Source organism: Pseudoalteromonas sp. K222D, assembly GCF_017653575.1.
In the GTDB taxonomy this organism is placed as follows: Bacteria; Pseudomonadota; Gammaproteobacteria; order Enterobacterales; family Alteromonadaceae; genus Pseudoalteromonas; species Pseudoalteromonas nigrifaciens.
In genome coordinates, this window is sequence record NZ_JAGGDL010000005.1 from 1 (window position 1) to 17,219 (window position 17,219).

The following is a 17,219-nucleotide window of genomic DNA, read 5'->3' on the forward strand; positions in this document are numbered from 1 at the left end:
CTACTGGCTAGACAAAAACGTGTACAAATTGAACGATACCATTCAAGCCGATCACTCAATACCATTTTGACCGAAAAGTGATCGGCATCGATGGTATTGAGTGATCTTGATGGATGGTATTAGGTGATCGGCTTAGATAGTATTAGGTGATCGCGATGCATGAGAATATGCATCTCGCTTTCCTTATTTTTTTATCGACTTTTATAGCTAGATTTTTCATTTTGGCTAATTAATGTTAAAATTGTAGTGGCATAGTTAATTTTTCGGGGGGATTACCCTTCCTATTGGTTAAAATTTCTATAAAGTTTATTTTTTATGAATTTAAGAGAAGCTATACATAATAACACCTTAAGTTATATTTCCTCGTGTAACTTAAACCAATGTTACCTTTAGGGTTCTACTTGAGGCATTAGATTCTAGCGTATTTACCTCAATTCACTTAACCCCAAAGCAATAGCCTCCTGTTGAAAGCGACCTGATATATTAATTATTCGCTCATAGGCACTGGTTAAAAAATGTTCCTCTGTCGCTTCAGGTCTATTGCTCATAGCTGGCTGCTCAAAAAAGTCAGCAAAGTTATCAAAATCAAACTGAGCTTTGGAAGGTTTTTTACTTTGTTTATTAAAAGTAATATCGCTTGAATTTGTATCTACGGTGTTTTTTCCAGCAGGAGTTTCAATCTTTTCAAACTTAACTACATCAGCTTCTAATGGAACATCTTGATTAACCCTATACGCGTATTCTAAAAGCTTAGGCTTGGCAGGCATATACATTATAGCTTCTTGGTTTTTAGAGTTAGTTGCTCTTAATATGCGGCCCAATATTTGTCTAAAATGCATTTCTGTTTTTATGTTTGTAAGGTGGCAGCAAACCTGCAAACGAGGGATGTTTGTACCTTCGCTAATCATACCAACAGAAATAATCCACTTACTGTGCGCATGCCTAAACTGCTGAATAATACTTGTAGGTTCACTCTCTCGGTAGGTCACTACAACGCTATCCTCGTCAAAGTAAGTTCGCATTAACATAGAGATTTGATGGGCATGCTCAACAGATGCCGCAACAATTAACCCCGCTGCATCAGGGTTTTTCAATCTAATTGAAGTAAGCTTTTTTTGAGCTGAAGAAATTATGTATTTTATTACCTCTTCATTTTCAATAATTTCTTGATAAGAAACGCCGGAGTTGTCTAATAACGCTTTAAAGCTGTTAAATGTTTTGGTTTCAGTGTCATGTACAACTGTAATACGGCTATTATCAACAGCTACTATTAGTGGGACCCGACAAACATTATCTCCAATAGCCTCTGAAAGCCCATAAACGTAGTCACACGCGATTTTTTTGCTAGGCTGCTTATAAGATGAAAGAACAATAGGAGCAGCGTCAGAGCGCCAAGGGGTGCCTGTTAAGGCTAATGTGCATTGTGCTTTATTTTGAATGTTAAGTATTATCTGCTCACCCCATGCATTAGCATTGTCAATACTAGAGCCAGCACAATGATGAATTTCATCAAATATTACCAAAACACGATATCGTTCAAATAGCTGCCAAAAGTGAACATCTAAATACTGTAAGCTTTGATAGGTTAAAGCTCTACCTTTAGCGCCAATAAGCCCATCAAATCGTTCATTCGTTTTTAGCTGTAAGCTTTCCTTAAAGTCTTGAGAAACAATAGACGACGGGGAAAAACAAATAATCAAATCGACCATATTGCTTTTTAATAACTGGTTAGCTAATTCCGAAGCCATTAAAGTTTTACCCGCCCCAGGAGTTGCCAAGGCTAAAAAGTGCCTATCGCCATTCTGGTATTGTGTAAGCGCTAAATTAATACATTCAGCTTGCCATAGTCTTAGTTTCATATTTTATCTAATACTTCGTTTTGCTTCAGTAAGCTTTCAATCGCTCTAATTTTGCCAAGTATTCTTGTATTGTTGTCTCTAGCTTTGTTGTATTGTGGCTGTAGTTCATCTACTAGTTCGGGTGACTCCAAATAAAGCTCTTTATATGCCTCAGACTCCCCCATATTTAATAATAACTCGGCTTTATAATGATTTAACTTACCAAGCAACAGTGCGTGTTTATTATCAGCTTTTTCAGGGGTAGTAACAGGCATTGCACTAGCTAAGTGAGTAATTACCTCAACGTTAAAGCTCTCTGTTTTATTGAATCGCGTAAATCCTTTTTTATTTGATATCACCTTTTTCAACCAGCCTTTTTTAACAAGCTTGATTAATTCGGCATATATACTTCGTCTAACTGCTGTAGGCACTAAAGAAGAATCACTTTTTAATGCTAGGTACGCTGAGCGTACATCACTTGTTGTAAAGTTATCAAAATTTGGTGCAACAATAATTTGAGCTACGAGGGGGTCAAATTTCAAAGTAAATCCTAATAAACTTCTTATAATAATGGGTATTATAGGGCGTGGTGGTTAAGCGCTCAACATGAAAGTCTAATCATTTTGCCTTGAGGAAAATCAGGTGAGTGATTTAGTTAAACATTTTGGTGAAAAGCTACGAGAAAAACGCAAAGAAGCTGGCTATTCGCAAGAAGGTTTTGCCGCCTATGTCGGTATAGAGCGCGGTAATTACGGAAAAATGGAAAGAGGAAATGTTAATATTAAACTCGAAACCTTATATAAATTAGTAAACGCATTAAATTGCGAGTTTGAAGAGATACTGCCGGCAAGGCAAAAGTATAAAATTGACCTAGATTAACCAAAAACTACTTGATACTAATATATTATTAATTTTTTAATTGATTAGGGTATATTAATCACTATTCCCTCAGGAGTAAAAATAAGCTAGTGAGTTGTTTTTAGTAAAAACAAATCACTTTAAACTTACTTGCTAACAAGGGCTTAATTTACATGTTTGAACAAACCTATAAGAGACAGTAGCTTTATATCTTAGTGAATTAAAATAATCGCTAAAGTTTAGTGTCGCCGGCGTTTTACCTATGTATTATTTAATGATTGAACATATTTACTATGAATAGATACAATATGAATAAAGCTGATTCTGATATTGATTTTATGAAAATAGTTACAGGCCGAAAGATAACTTCTAACTCGAATCCACTGGATGAAATAAAAGTTATTAGTTTTGGCGTAATGCCTAGTGACGCGACTCAATTTAGAGAAATCTTGGAGTGGAATGTAATTTTGTTTGGAGAGGCCTCCGGAATAAGCGTTAGGACAATACAGCGACATCAAAAGAGCAGTAAACCTTTTGGCTTATCGACAAGCCAGACCATATTAGAGTTAGCAAGACTCTCATTGATTAGCGTTTCTTATTTTGGTAGCGTAAATAGATGGAATGATTGGTTAGTGACCCCACATATCCAATTCAATAACGATAAACCTTTTTCAGTTATAAACACCATACGTGGACGTGAGATAATTAAACGGATTGTTTGTGGTCTTGGGCAAGGTTTTGCGACATAAGCTTGAAGGCCTTTGCCATAAATAAAGCTTTCATATTGGTGAAAATAGTGTTGTTCGAAATTTAGCTTATCAGTTTGAATTATTGACAAAGATAAGCACGGAAAGTTGGCTTTATCTGCAAAAAGCATGATTTGTTATTAAAGTAGCGTGACTTTCTTTGGGTGACAAATTCTCTAATAAAAGCTATGAAATTCTCCTTCATAAGTCAAATTAAGGTTTATTTGTAGTAGCACATATCCGATCTTTCAGTTTAAAAGTACGGGTTTAGACACAGGCGGCTTTGAGCGAGAAGCAGACGGTCGGTTAAACTCGTTTTTGGACAAAAGTTACTTAGAGGTTCAGAGCTTCTATTTGTATTCGGATAATGTCTAGTAATGCAAATGGCTAGAGATCGTCATCGCTCAAATCTAACAAAGTGACTAAACTCACCGTACCACTACATATACACCTCCTAATACTTTCCTAAATTCTGTTTGCCACTACAAAATAAGTTCACTGTAAGCCATTAAGCTTTTTTATTGCCCTTACAATTAGTTAGAAGAAAATCTTTAAGTCACGTAAAATGAAAATATAAAACTATTTACTTAGCTATTTGTTAGACTTCCATATGCAACTATGAAGATAAGGATGTAACGTGAGAATCAAGATGTATCCCGCTGAGAACGGGGATGCTTTTCTAATAAGTTCAGAAAAGACGAATATCCTTATAGACGCTGGATATGCCAGAACTTTCAACTCATACATACGACAAGATCTAGAAGAGATCGCAAGTAGAGGTGCATGTTTAAATTTAGTAATCGTTACCCACATTGATGCTGATCACATTGGAGGTATCATTCGCTTTCTTCTATTAAACAGCCATTCAGAAACAAACAATATTGTTTCTGTTGAAGGTATCTGGCACAACAGCCTTCGAAGTCTTACATCATTGAACGAAACTGAATTATCACCTCAAGATTGTGAGGTCATAAATGCAATTAATAGACGAGGTCACCCCAAAGAGCTTAATGCAACGTCAAATTACGACGAAATAAGCGCACGTCAAGGCTCAACATTAGCATCTTTGATTCATGCTGGAGGGTATGTTTGGAATGGCGGCGATGGAAGTGAAAGCGTTTGTATCAATCATGTGCAACACAAGCGATTTCAGGATGGTTTAGTAAAGGTGCTAACACCATCAAAAGAACGATTGGATGGCTTAATAAAGTCATGGAAGCGGGATTTAAGACGCTATGGCTTTGTCGGTTCTATAGGTTCTAACCAGGCAATCGACGATGCTTTCGAACTTAATTTTGAGTACAGCAGTGAAGGGCAAGCTAGAGGAAAAAAACTCATATCTGCAGGACGTAAGAAAAATCTCGAAGACGCATACAAACCAGACAACTCACCGACTAACGGAAGCTCTATTGCGACTGTTATCGAACTCGATGGTCTTCGAGTATTAATGCTTGCAGACGCGTGGGCTGAGGAGGTTTTGAAAGAACTCCTTAAAATGAAGTCACAAGGTGAGTCCATGATGTTTGATGCAATTAAAATATCTCACCACGGAAGCAACTATAATACTAGCCCAGAACTACTTAGCACTGTAGATGCTCCAATGTATTTCATTTCCTCGAATGGAAGTAAACATAACCACCCTGATATTGAGCTTCTTTGGGCAATAGTCGACAGAGAAGCGAGTTTTACGAGGACTCTCTATTTTAACTACTCGACTCCAGAATCGAGAGAAATTAAAGATTTCCAAACAACTACAGGCGCTACTTTCATTGTTGAAGAAGACGCTACTAACTGGATAGAAATCACCAAGGAATAATCATGTTAGATACTGAAATGAAAGTGGCAACTTGTATGGTTGAATGTGGTGAAGAGACAGGTACAGGCTCACTAATTACATCGGAAATCGTATTAACTGCTTACCATTGCGTAGCCGAAGCAATTGAAAGTGATTCAGAAGTAAGTGTCACTTTTAATTTTAGTTCCTCCCCTTCAGTACTGAAAGCTCGTGTTATTGGACATGACGCAAAGTTAGACATTGCTTTAGTACAGTTAGAAGCTGTGTGTGAAATCTCTCCAATCAAGCTTAGTGACTTATTACCTTTAGGTGGAAACCGCTTTTATTCCTATGGATGGCCTGCTAGCAAGCTGACTATGGGACATCGGTTAGAAGGATCGATTGTTCAAACTTTCGAAAGCCTTAAGTTAGGCTCAGATATAGAAATAAGCATAGATGAACCGATATCTTTAAGCGACTATCAAGGCTTGTCTGGAGCGGCACTAGTTTGCAATGATGTTTGCGTTGGTGTTATTCGAGTTTCTGTAGAAAAAACCATCGGTGTTATATCTATATCTAGGCTATGTGACTTTTTGAACAGCTTTGGCATTGCTATTGAAACGAATAAAAAACATTCAACAAGTCAACGCTTAGCCTCTAGGAAGGCATTCACAGAACAATTCGATGATTTTATCTCTGCACAAACCGGTAGCTATATTTTCATTAACGGGGCTCATGGTATTGGTAAATCAACGTTTTGTGAGGCCTATTCACCAGAACTCCCTTCTTTAGAACACTTCGGAACATACAGCTTTACTCCAAGAAAAAGCACCAAAAATGCAACTCGATTAGCTCAACCTCAAGAGTTTTTCAACTGGCTAAACATGCAAGTTTCGATGTTCATCACAGGCACTCCTGGACGCAAAGAAACGCTCGATTACCCAGAGCTAATAAATAAAACAGAGCAGCTATTGTTACAGTTAAGTGGAACTTACTCTTCTAATGGGAAAACCGGGATATTATTTATTGACGGACTTGATGAAGTCGAACGACAAGATGCTGACACCTTAACTAAGTTCATTGGTCTATTACCTATGAAACTACCATCAGGAGTGGTAATTGTTCTTTCTGCACCAAACTATGAACAGTTTGCGACTCGATTAGGTAATAGGCTAAACCGCGAATCATGCATCTCTATACCCTCTCTCAGTGATAGTGCAGTTCAAAGTTTTTGTTATAGTGCTCTTACTGCAGAGCACTCTAACTCAACAACTGTAAGTCTGATTTGCGAACGAGTGCAAGGGCATCCACTATATCTTCGTTACTTAATCGATCTCGTGAACTCAGGTACTAGTAATGACGAACTAAAAAATTTGCCATTAATCGACGGCAGCATTCGAAAGTACTATGACTTGTTGTGGCTAAAACTGAAAGAGGATAACGACGCTGTAAACTTGCTAGCAATAGCAGTTCGTTTGCGTTGGGGGATTCCTATCAGTCACTTTATAGAGATTTTGAACCCAAATGAACAGGCCATACTTTTAGGCACTCTTGGAAGAATACAACACTTGTTGTTGAGCCCAACTGAAACAGCGATATATCACTCTTCTTTTTCTGATTTTCTTCTTGAGAAGACAGTATTACGAGAACAGGATCTCCAGTTGCGGTTAGCTGAACACTGTGAGAAGCAAATACAAAAAAAATACTGCTTGCTCAATTTGATCTACCATGGTCTTAAAGCTGAAGGCACTGACAAAGCACAAGTGGTAGCTCTATGTACTCAAAAATGGATTGACGATTGCGTGTATCAAGGCATCGAGCCTGATACTCTCCTAGAAGATCTTAAAGATGTTTTGAAAGCGGCAACAGAGCTTGGTAGCCTGGTTGAAGCGGTTCGCATCCTTTTACTTTGCCAAAGAATTCAATTCCGGTATGACACATTGTTTGCTCAATCTGCTGATTTAATGGCGAGTGCTTTGATCTCTATTGGGAAAGAACAGGAAGCTTTGCAGCATGTAAGTCGATATGGACAGTTAATTATACCGTTACAAGAGGCACTTATCGTTGCATTGAAGCTTGTAGACTCAAACAGCCATGAGAAAGCTTTAGAGTTGTTAGGTATAGTAGAGAAGTACTTAACAGAAGCTCTTGAACAGGTATCTAACGAAGATGGACTTTCTTATAGAGAGTTTCTAGATATTTATAACCTTCAAATCCAGCAATTCCTTCTAAAAATTCGCGCAGGGGATGATAACTCGCGATTATTACTTGCTAATTTCCAGTTTTATTGGATGAAAGCTATCGACAAAACTGCAAGAGATAAGGAAGCAAGCAAACTTATTCGAAGTGAAATGATAACCTACGTGCAAGCTGCATTGATGTGCTTTACTAGCAGTTATATGTCAATTTCTCAATTGCGAAAGTTTTACTCCGGACCTTTAAGTGAGATAGCAGAACCAATCGTATTTTTAGTTCCGTTATATCAGGGCCTATGCGAAAGATATGAAGTAAATTATGACCAGGAGTTACTTGACCAGGTTTTTTCTGATATAGAAACTTTAGTTTCAGATGCGTGGAATGAACAGAATAAAGTACATCCGAGTGTAGTTGATTGCTATCTATCCCTTGGTGCGCCTAAAAATATTGTTTTGGCGCTAGGAGAGCCCGCTGATGACGAACTTTTACCCATATCATTTATTGCAGATGACAATGTCACTATTGATTATTCTGAATTAGAAAATTGTATGGCAGTATGGAAGCAAAAAGCGTTTATTGAGCCTGAATTCACCTGCCCCAAGTTAATCCCCCTATCTTCAAGTTCATGGTTAAATGGGCTTAGTTCAATATGTAGTGCCATCGCTTGGTGTGATGGTGCTGCAAGGCGATTCAAAGAAATCGGCGATACAATAGGGCTAGAAACTGTCTGGAAAACTCTAAATCAAGATATTTTAAACCACTTAAGGTTCAGTCTCGCACAGCGTGTTCAATGGGAAGACGCCTATGGCTTGCCAGAGAGCATTGTTCCAAATATATATCAATCAATTACAAAATTAATTACTGAGATATATCATAGTAGAATTTGTGACTTATTGAATTTTATAGAGGAGCAATTTGACTGCCAATGCGGTATTTACTCAGAAGGCTTTAGAAATATTCTAAACCAAGTTCTAACAACAGTTGTTAGTAAGCCATTAGACGTGGAAGTAGAGGATCAAGCATTTCTATTGCTGGATCGTTGGAAAGAATACGTAACATCTAACCTAGAGAATAGATATGAGCTCGTTCCGGAGCTGTTAAGTATAATTCCACTCTATGCAAGGTTAGATGCTTCGGACCAAGCGAATAAAACTTATCAACTTGTCTTATCATTCTCCATGGGACCGAGTTGGTATAAGGAAGATCAGCTAGGTTTAAGTATTACTGCACTAGAGTCTATTGACAAAGAATACATCGTTGAACCAGAAGTCATATGTCAAATAGCAGGCCTTCTAGATGCCGCGGATGGTGAGATGACTTTCCAGCGTTTTGTTCGATACGCTAAGCGAGACTTCATTGGAGCTTTGTGTCAAAGAGGCTCCGTTCAAAGCGCTGTAGATTACTTTATTCGCCAAACCTACGGAACGCTTGAACAAATGCATCAAGAAGTTACTCGTGGAGATATAGACAGAGTTTCAACGCTAAGAGGCACTCGTTTCCCAGGAGCAGCTCTGGATGAACAAGACTCAATTCTATCTCTCATTACCCCTCTGATTCCTAAGGCTGATTGGCAGCTATGTTGGGTTCTGTTGGAGTGCTTCCAATTTGGCGATTCACGCCACAGAGACAAGTTTGCGCATGCCTATAGCCTTTTAATCAACAAGTTGGCAAATGATAATACCTATCTAGACCTAGCTCTTGATAGGGTGGAGATTATTTGTGAGTCTGAATTTGATAGTTTAAATGACCGTTCTGAGTTCATTTCATCGTTAGCCTCCAATCTAAATGAGCATGTGAAAAAAGTTTTCGCAGCTAGATTTCAGGAGAGCATCGCCCAGCTAGGTACAGACTTGACTAAAACTCCATCAAGAGAAGGCTCAAAATCTGATAATAGAGAAGCAGAAACAAAAGATTCCGATACAATTCACTTACCAGGGACTTTTGGCAGCTCTAACTCTATTGAAGAGGCTAACGTAGCCTTATCTAATGCGTCTAGACACCTTCGCCGTAGGAATAATTCCGAAGCAAAAAACGAAGTCATCTCAGCAATGAATGCGATTCAAGATGGTGGGTGGTCCATATGGAATGAGTCTACATCGGCTGTTAAGGAAGGAAGATCACTACTGCTGCAAACTGATAGCTCTGTTTCTGATTTAGTTAAGCTGCTTTCACCTTTAATCGTAGGTAAACGTTACACAGAGAGCTGGAGAATCGCAGAAAGTTTAATCACATGGTTAGCAAGTCATTGCCCTTATGACGAACAAGCCCAGCTCTTAAAACTAACGAATGAACATACTAGCTTAATGGTTGGAAGTCTAGAAGAGGCTGATACATATACGTTTCTAAAGAATGACGATGGTTTATCTGATTGCTTAGCTAAGCTAATTCTTCATGTTGTCGAACACCCTACATGGTTGAGACGCGAAAAAGCATCAGAGATGCTGATTTGGTTGTCAAAGAGCTACCCAAATTTTGTTCAATTATTTGGGGCAAAAGCTTTTTCAATGAACAGCGGCACTCATCCCGACTTAATTTGTGGTGCTCTTGAGCAAACATCTATGTCACAACAAGTATGGGAAGCTCTGGCTCAAGAGCTTGACTTTAATTCGATACAAGAAAACTGCAAACATGTCGGTAGATATTCAGTTTTAGTGCGCATTACTAGACAAGCTGCAGTGCAAGGGGCAAAGTCTGCTGAGGAGGCTTTGGGTACATTGGCGGCTCGCTTCAATGGTGAAACTAATAAAAGCACATCCGATGATGTTGAGTTACCTACATGGGCGGAATGTGTTCGATCTAACTGGCCCAAGTTGATGAAGCTGGGTGTGCTGAGTTCTTCTGTACTGGCTCAAGTAGAATCAATACTTCAAGAAACATGCTCTCCACTATCTTTAGAAGCTAGCTTAGAATTAGAGCAGTTGTTGGCTGAAGGGTATTACGGAAATGCAGAATGCCCTAACCGCTGGTCTGATAAAGTTAGCTATGCGTTTAATGTAGCCTTGCATAAGGTTGCAAAGGAACCGGAGTACAAACATATCGAAGCCATTTTCAGAAAGTATAATCCAACTCGCTTAGATAACTTAAGAATCACAAATTTTGAATCCCAAGCTATAAATTGGATACGCTCTACACAACCAGCACCGGTACATGGTGATAGTATTTACTTAGACTACTGTGAAAGAGTTTGGCACAAAGACAAACTGAGACTAGTTAGACTGACTGCGTACCTTACTGACAGTCCAGAAAATCTTCCTCTGCCTTCTGGGCGGTTCTTATCAACAGATAAGCCTTCACTAGATAAAACTTGCTTGATTGACACTTGTGCTAATGTTGAAGCTTTTCCTGCGTATTTTGGTAGTTTTACACCGGCAATACCTACCACGCACTTTATGAGGATAACTGGGGCAAGCAATTCCAATTTGAAGCGAGGTTGGTGGAAGTCAGGACGACTAAAAGAAAAATATGAAGGAGCTCCGATCCATGAGGGATGCTTCTTATCGATTGACTCGAACGCTCTCAGACTACCACATGGATTCAGTTTGATTTGGGTATTTGAGTTGGATCTAGAGCCTGTTAGACTAATTTCTTTCGGATAATATTGGAGGGATCATGAATTTTGGAACATATGATACACCAGAGACTAGGTCTGATTTCGAACTTCGATTTCACTATATGCATAATTTTATTAAACAAGGTAAGTTGTATGTGAATGCTAATGTATCTATGGAAGGAATACTCAAAGTAAGAAAGCTCCCAAATGGACGGATTGATTTTCTAAGTGTTAATGAACAAGCTCGCCTTAACGCAAACATGATGTATCATATGCGAAATTTCAAGCTAACCGACAATATTGATCCTGTTGAATAATAGATTAGCACTGAATATCATCAATAAACTGTCGCGGTCAGTTATAACGGACCACAACATAATGCTTACGCGTACCGAAAGCTCAGAAAGCTGACCAATGAAATATAATGTCTAGATATTGTGCAGAGCTCGGATAACTTCTGTTAGGGTAAGCATTCATGAATTTTGCAAGCATGAGTACTTACCCTAACTCGAATAGGGGCAGAAACGAGTTACGACTGATAGCACTAAGCCGAACTTCGGCAAAGAGCGAGTAGCGGTCATTGAAACGTTAAATTTATTCCTACTTCTTTGAGTCGGAGGCTAATTTTGTCTGATAGCATTATTAAACGCCGTTTTGGGGTGTTATGAGCCCCCAGGATTGTGTTCGATAAATTGCAATATGATCTTAATCATATTTCTTGACAACAATACGAACACAGCCTAAGATTATATATAACAACGCCCGCTACTCCTTAATTGGAAGTCAGTGGGTTTTTTTATGTCTATAAAAAAGGAAATTTTGTGGCTTACCGTGTTTATGATAAAGAATACCAGTCCCCAGAAGATCTAGTCTTCTATATGAAAACGAAAGGTTTAACTGTTGGTGACGAGCAAAGTGCCCAAAAATTCTTAGAAAATGTAAATTATTACCGTTTTAAAATCTACCTCTGGCCATTCCTAGATGCAACCTTGTCTTCATATGTCCCTCATTCAGCTTTCGAGCAAGGAGTTGAGTTATATCGATTTGATGAAGAGCTGCGCAATTTTATCTTTACTATGATTTGTAGAATTGAGATTAAGTTACGTTCAAAGCTAGATCAAGTTGTAGCTTCTCATTCAAATAACCCATATTGGTATCTAGAAAACGAGCTTTTCCTTAAGAATAAAATTTACTCTATGGATGGTGTCAGAGCAAGCTTAGCATCCTACTTTCAGCAATCTCAAGATGACTTCTCTAAACACTTTAAAGACAATTATTACAATGAGGTAAATGCTAACTTTAAGCAGTTACCACCGTTTTGGGTTCTAACAGAACTAGCTACCTTTGGGCAAGTTAGAACTGTTTATTCATCTTTAGAAAAGTCTATTTTTCAAGGGGCTCAGAATACAAATGAACTAAATACACTTGCTCATGACTTCGGAGCTCGAAATTACAAAGAGCTTAATAATTGGATTACAGCGATTAGAGATGTGAGAAACCGCTGTGCCCATCATTCTAGGGTATGGAATGCCAATCATCGACAGGCTGGCGGGGTTTTAAATAAGTTAGATCCTAAATACTTACCTACAAATAATAATAAGATCTATTTATTCTGTGTGTTGTTAAAACTAATTGATGACCGTTTGGATATGGGGTTTGACATAAAAAGAACTTTACAAAGTCTTTTCATTAAGTACCCTGCAGCTCAATTAAAATGTCATTCAGCTGGCTTCCCTCGTGATTGGCACAAAGATGATATCTGGGCTAAATAATAATAACAAATCGTTAAAGGGTGATTCTATAACGTTCGCAGGTTTCGCTTCACTCTAGGATAGCCCATGTTATTCCAAGGCTAAATGCGGCGTTAAGTTTCAAAGGAGTTTAGGTTAACGGTTATCGCTGAAGGCTTGAATCTTCCTGTATTTGTTTAGTTTTCGGTTGTCTTAATGATGTTGGTGGTTTTGGACTACATTAAAGGTCGCATGCAAACAGCATTGGAGTAAGGTCAAAGTTCGGAGAAAGAGAATAACTTTATAGAAAAAGTAGTCTCATTTGTAAATTGATTTGGTAGCTGACATAGTACAGTGACATGGGAAAATGTTTTATAACCTTTGGTTGGCCCTTAACTTAAGCATCTTATCGACATTAGTGTTAAGGAAACGCTTTTAGTAATTTGGCAAAGCTCAGCTTGCTCACGGCAAGATCCTTTTAAAATGATTTTTTGGCATTGCTTACTAGGTATTGAAAACTGGCTACAGCTTTAGTAGTTCCCTATATTTTTCTGTTTGTATGAATGTATTATTTTACTACATAAAGCGTGTAGGTTAGGGTTTAACTGCAAGCAGGGTGAAACCAAGGTAAATAACAGACAGAGAAAACCACCCGAAGGTGATTTATAAAATTTAGAATTTTATTCATGTGAAAAACATGAACAACCTCTTCTTACCCTAAAATGGGCCTGTGAGTCTAAGATAAGATTCTGGATATTCAGCTTCTGCCGAACTATTTACCCAGCCTAGACTGTATAAAGTGTAGCATTTTTGTTGAACTTTTCTAAATTCTATATCTTCTTCAAAAAAATAACCGCTCGAAGTTTGTAGAAGTTTCCATCCTAATTTTAAAAACTCATTAGCTTCATTGCAGTCATTAGTTTCAGCAACTACAGAAATGTCATGCATATTCATATTTTATCTCCCTTTTATAATGAAATGAAATCATATCATGCATTTACGTTAGTATTCTATACATCGCGACCTGCCAACCTAATCCTTATGAACCCCTCACTAGCCCAATCATTCACTGATAACAAAGACTAAAGTTAGAGGGAGCAGAGCCATGTTTTAATCGTGCATGATGTAGGTTACCACCGTCGGCTTCACGCCCTGAGGCACTCAGAAGCGTTTTTGTCCAAAAGTGAGTTTTAATCTTTGTTGTCACAATTTTTCTTTGGATAGGCACGTTGATTGAATCTAAGTTTTGATCTTTATTGTCATACATACCTTCTATTGACACGAAAGGAACGGACTGGGAAGGCAAAAAAGTTTCAAACATTATTGTCTTCCGACAGTTCGTATAGGACCGTTTGCCATGGCAACCTAAGCGCATTACATGCAAAGCTAGTAATAATTGCTCTAGATCGAAAATTAAGCCATCCATATCTTTGATAATAACGCATGGCTGCATCGATAGCTGGGAACCCTGTTTCCCCATGTAATCATGCTTCTAAACGTTTATTGTGCTCGCAATTGTCGATTTCCGCATAGATGCACGGCAAGCCACTTCTAAATGCTTTATTTACAGCATTGAACTCCATATCAACTTGATTTTCGAGCTTCTGAACAAAATGTGAATGCCAAAAAAGCCTAGATCTGAAATTTACTAAACTAAACCTCCAATGTTTTGATGTGATGGGATCTTTGGTATTAATTCCTTCAATTCTTTTATCACACTCCTGCAAGACTGTTCTTAAAGACAACGAGCCCCACGCAATTTGTGCAGATAGCCTAGATCAAGCTTCAGTTGCTCTATTCATACTACTAATGCAACCCCTGTATTTTTGACCTCAATTATTTAAAAAATCCTTAAGTATTAGGTTTCCTGACCGTTCGCTTACGTTCATGTATTCTGATGCGGAAATAGAGGGTCTGTGAGTTTCAGAATTATCATAAAACTTATCTTGAAATATATTTTTTAGTTTTTCAGGAAAACTGGCAGAAAGTTTATCTTTGTGAAATTTTGGTCGTTCTTGCATCATGTATTTTACAAAACGTTTTTCCCAATGATTTCTATCTATAGGTCCCCTAATAACACCGTTATTTGTAAATTCATGCCATTGAATACTATTGTTTTGACACCAGTTTTTAAACTCATTATCTCTCTCATATGTGTGTGTAAGAGCCGTTTCTTCATGCGAAAAAACCTCTTTAACTTCAAACCCACTTAAATTTACTCTCTGGCGGATTTGCTCTACAGCGTCAATTGGAGAGGAGCCAAAAGTTAAAAGTTTACTATTGAAGTGAGTGAGGTTTTTACTTAGTGACATAGCGCCACCACTTATTGCTTCAGCATGAAAACTACCCCAATCAGGTCCATTCATTAATAGCGGTTCAAAAAGGTACATCGGTATAACAATGCCATTCGACTCTAAAGCATTAAATAGAGCGGCATTGTCATTAAGTCTAAAATCTCTCTTGACCCACCATATAGCAACCTTTATTCATCGATGACAATTAGTATCCTGTTCTAAATCCTAACCGAGTCTATAGGTTTCAGAATGACCGAAAAATTCGTTTTTCATAGTATCCTGTAAGGAAATTTTATCATTCTTCGTCAGGATACTTATTTTAACTCTAGCCCTTATGATATAAGCGCTCCAAAAGTATCCTGTTCTTATTTTACATATTCCTTTTACTGGTTCAAAATCTAAAAAGTAATTAGCAAGAGGAAAGCTTGCTTGCTGCCAGCTTATATTTAAATGATGTGTTACAAAGCTTACAAGCATGGCGCGCATTCTAAAGTTTATATAACCTGTGGCTTTTAAACAGCGCATGCAAGCGTCAATAATTGGAATACCTGTTTGACCTTGCGCCCAGCGTTCAATATCGCTTTTTACATGTTCGTCATCACGATACGGAAATACGTGATAACCCGGATTAAGTGCTAAAAACTCCATAGAGCATTCGCTTTCAAACTTTTGCATAAAGTGGCAGTGTCAATGCAAGCGCGATACAAACGCAGCAAGTGGGCGCTTCCAGCCTCTTTTATCAGGATGTTTTGAATAATATTCGTCAAAGGCCATTTGGTACACTTGCCTAAGGCTAATGTTCCCCCAGGCTAAATACGGCGAAAGCCGAGAGCAATGTACTTGGCTTAAACTTGGGCTTGATATTCCTTTTTGATAACCTTTACCACGTTCGGCAAAAAAGCTCTGTAATACAGTGCGTGCTTGCAGCGGGCCGCCTTGTTGAAAACTGTCGTGATTTTGGGTGTAAGCGCTTGGTAATTCAGGTGCTTGGTAATTATTGAGGGTAATTGTTTTTATACTTTTCCAATTAGGAACCGCGATAGGTGCTTGCATTGTTTGCTGCCAGCGCTCGTTCCAATTATTACGATTTTTTTTGCCGCGAATTACTGCGCCTGTTTGCGACTCCTGCCAATTAATGTGGTTATGTTGGCACCACACTTTAATGGCTTTATCGCGCTCAAAGGTATTGTTTAAACCTATTTCTTGATGGCTAAAAATATTAACTATTTCAAACTGCGTCTTTAACGATTCAAGTAAGTCACCCATGTTTAAATTAAATATATAAACGCAGGCATTAAAGCGTGTCAGTTGATTATTTAACTCAACTATTGATTGATATACAAAGCGCCAATGCCGCTCATTGTAGTGTGCATCTTCAAGCATTAATGGCTCAAAGTTATAAAGTAATAGGGTAGGTAAGCCGTTACTAAATGCATTTTTTAATGGTTGATGATCGCTAAGACGTAAATCGCGTTTAAACCACACTATGTTTATTTTCATATAATTTGTTTATTGCTTTAAATGGAGATAAAAATTAGTTTGTTATTTAGCTAAGTCAGCCAAGCCTATACGTAACTACTTTGAATTAAGATTTAGTTTTAATGTATTAAAGGGAAAAGTATGTTTTTAGATCTAACCGAAAACACCAGTCAAAATGTTTACTCCTACTTAGTAGGCGCAATAAGCCCTAGACCAATTGCATGGATAAGCACATTAAATAGTGAAGGTATTGCGAATATTGCGCCTTATTCATTTTTTACTGTGGCTAGCTGCAAACCACCTGTTTTAAGCGTTACGCAAGTAAACCCAAGTGATAAAACGAATAAAGATACGCTCAGTAATTTAATGGCAACTAAAGAATGTGTGGTTAATATAGTTAGCCAAGAGCTAGTTGAAAAAATGAATCAAAGTTGTGCAAATTATCCTAGTGATATAAGTGAATTTGATGCAGCTAACATCGCCCAAGCTCCAAGTCTGTTAGTTAACGCGCCAAGTGTTGCCGGTTCAAAAGTACGGTTTGAATGTAAGTTACGCGAGGTTATTAGCATTTCCAATGAGCCTGGCGGCGGAAAAATGATGTTATTGGATGTAGTGGGTATTTGTATAAACGATAGCGTGATGAGTAATGGCTATATTGATCCCAAATTATTAAATGCAGTGGGCAAAATGGGCGGCGATTACTTTAGTACAACCAAAGATAAATTTGTGCTCAAAAGGCCACAATTGTAATTAT

The 17,219-nt window shown here is 38.0% G+C and carries 12 protein-coding genes and 1 pseudogene; 7 read left to right on the forward strand and 6 right to left on the reverse strand.

The features are described 5' to 3' along the window. Window positions 1-425: 425 nt before the first annotated feature. Window positions 426-1,859, reverse strand: a complete 1,434-nt coding sequence (locus J5X91_RS04245; protein ID WP_208834118.1) for a DEAD/DEAH box helicase family protein — start codon at window positions 1,857-1,859, stop codon at window positions 426-428. After that, a complete protein-coding gene (locus J5X91_RS04250) occupies window positions 1,856-2,380 on the reverse strand; it encodes a hypothetical protein (RefSeq protein ID WP_208834119.1) in 525 nt (174 codons plus the stop codon). The genes J5X91_RS04245 and J5X91_RS04250 overlap by 4 nt, the downstream gene beginning before the upstream one ends. A 100-nt stretch (window positions 2,381-2,480) precedes the next feature. Here J5X91_RS04250 and J5X91_RS04255 point away from each other — a divergent pair, with 100 nt between their 5' ends. The 6 genes from J5X91_RS04255 (at window position 2,481) to J5X91_RS04280 (ending at window position 12,734) form a co-directional block, all read left to right on the forward strand. Next, complete coding sequence (locus tag J5X91_RS04255) at window positions 2,481-2,717, forward strand: helix-turn-helix transcriptional regulator (protein ID WP_004588153.1); 237 nt, start codon at window positions 2,481-2,483, stop codon at window positions 2,715-2,717. Between the two features lie 287 nt (window positions 2,718-3,004). Beyond that, window positions 3,005-3,445 carry an antitoxin Xre/MbcA/ParS toxin-binding domain-containing protein gene (locus tag J5X91_RS04260; protein ID WP_208834120.1) on the forward strand — a complete coding sequence of 147 codons (441 nt, stop codon included), beginning with the start codon at window positions 3,005-3,007 and terminating at the stop codon, window positions 3,443-3,445. Window positions 3,446-4,079: 634 nt separating this feature from the next. Further along, the gene (gene avs1a / locus J5X91_RS04265; RefSeq protein WP_208834121.1) at window positions 4,080-5,258 is read left to right on the forward strand and encodes an AVAST type 1 anti-phage system MBL fold metallo-hydrolase Avs1a; all 1,179 of its coding nucleotides are present in this window, start codon (window positions 4,080-4,082) and stop codon (window positions 5,256-5,258) included. Window positions 5,259-5,260: 2 nt separating this feature from the next. Further along, entirely contained in the window at window positions 5,261-11,008 is a 5,748-nt protein-coding gene (avs1b, locus tag J5X91_RS04270) for an AVAST type 1 anti-phage system protease Avs1b (protein ID WP_208834122.1), read from the forward strand. Between the two features lie 13 nt (window positions 11,009-11,021). Continuing rightward, a complete protein-coding gene (gene avs1c / locus J5X91_RS04275; RefSeq protein WP_208834123.1) occupies window positions 11,022-11,279 on the forward strand; it encodes an AVAST type 1 anti-phage system protein Avs1c in 258 nt (85 codons plus the stop codon). A 504-nt stretch (window positions 11,280-11,783) separates the two neighbouring features. Further along, window positions 11,784-12,734, forward strand: coding sequence for an Abi family protein (locus J5X91_RS04280; protein ID WP_208834124.1), 951 nt, complete (start codon window positions 11,784-11,786; stop codon window positions 12,732-12,734). Between the two features lie 675 nt (window positions 12,735-13,409). Here J5X91_RS04280 and J5X91_RS04285 read toward each other — a convergent pair. From J5X91_RS04285 to J5X91_RS04305, 4 genes and pseudogenes are all read right to left on the reverse strand, one after another. Continuing rightward, window positions 13,410-13,646, reverse strand: coding sequence for a hypothetical protein (locus J5X91_RS04285; protein ID WP_208834125.1), 237 nt, complete (start codon window positions 13,644-13,646; stop codon window positions 13,410-13,412). Window positions 13,647-13,758: 112 nt separating this feature from the next. Beyond that, a complete protein-coding gene (locus J5X91_RS04290; protein WP_208834126.1) occupies window positions 13,759-13,899 on the reverse strand; it encodes a hypothetical protein in 141 nt (46 codons plus the stop codon). A gap of 625 nt (window positions 13,900-14,524) precedes the next feature. Further along, window positions 14,525-15,178, reverse strand: coding sequence for a deoxyribodipyrimidine photo-lyase (locus J5X91_RS04300; protein ID WP_208834164.1), 654 nt, complete (start codon window positions 15,176-15,178; stop codon window positions 14,525-14,527). A gap of 195 nt (window positions 15,179-15,373) precedes the next feature. Continuing rightward, a pseudogene (locus J5X91_RS04305) lies at window positions 15,374-16,486 on the reverse strand (FAD-binding domain-containing protein); the annotation flags it as partial. A 120-nt stretch (window positions 16,487-16,606) separates the two neighbouring features. Here J5X91_RS04305 and J5X91_RS04310 point away from each other — a divergent pair. Beyond that, complete coding sequence (locus J5X91_RS04310) at window positions 16,607-17,215, forward strand: flavin reductase family protein (RefSeq protein ID WP_208834128.1); 609 nt, start codon at window positions 16,607-16,609, stop codon at window positions 17,213-17,215. Window positions 17,216-17,219 lie beyond the last annotated feature (4 nt).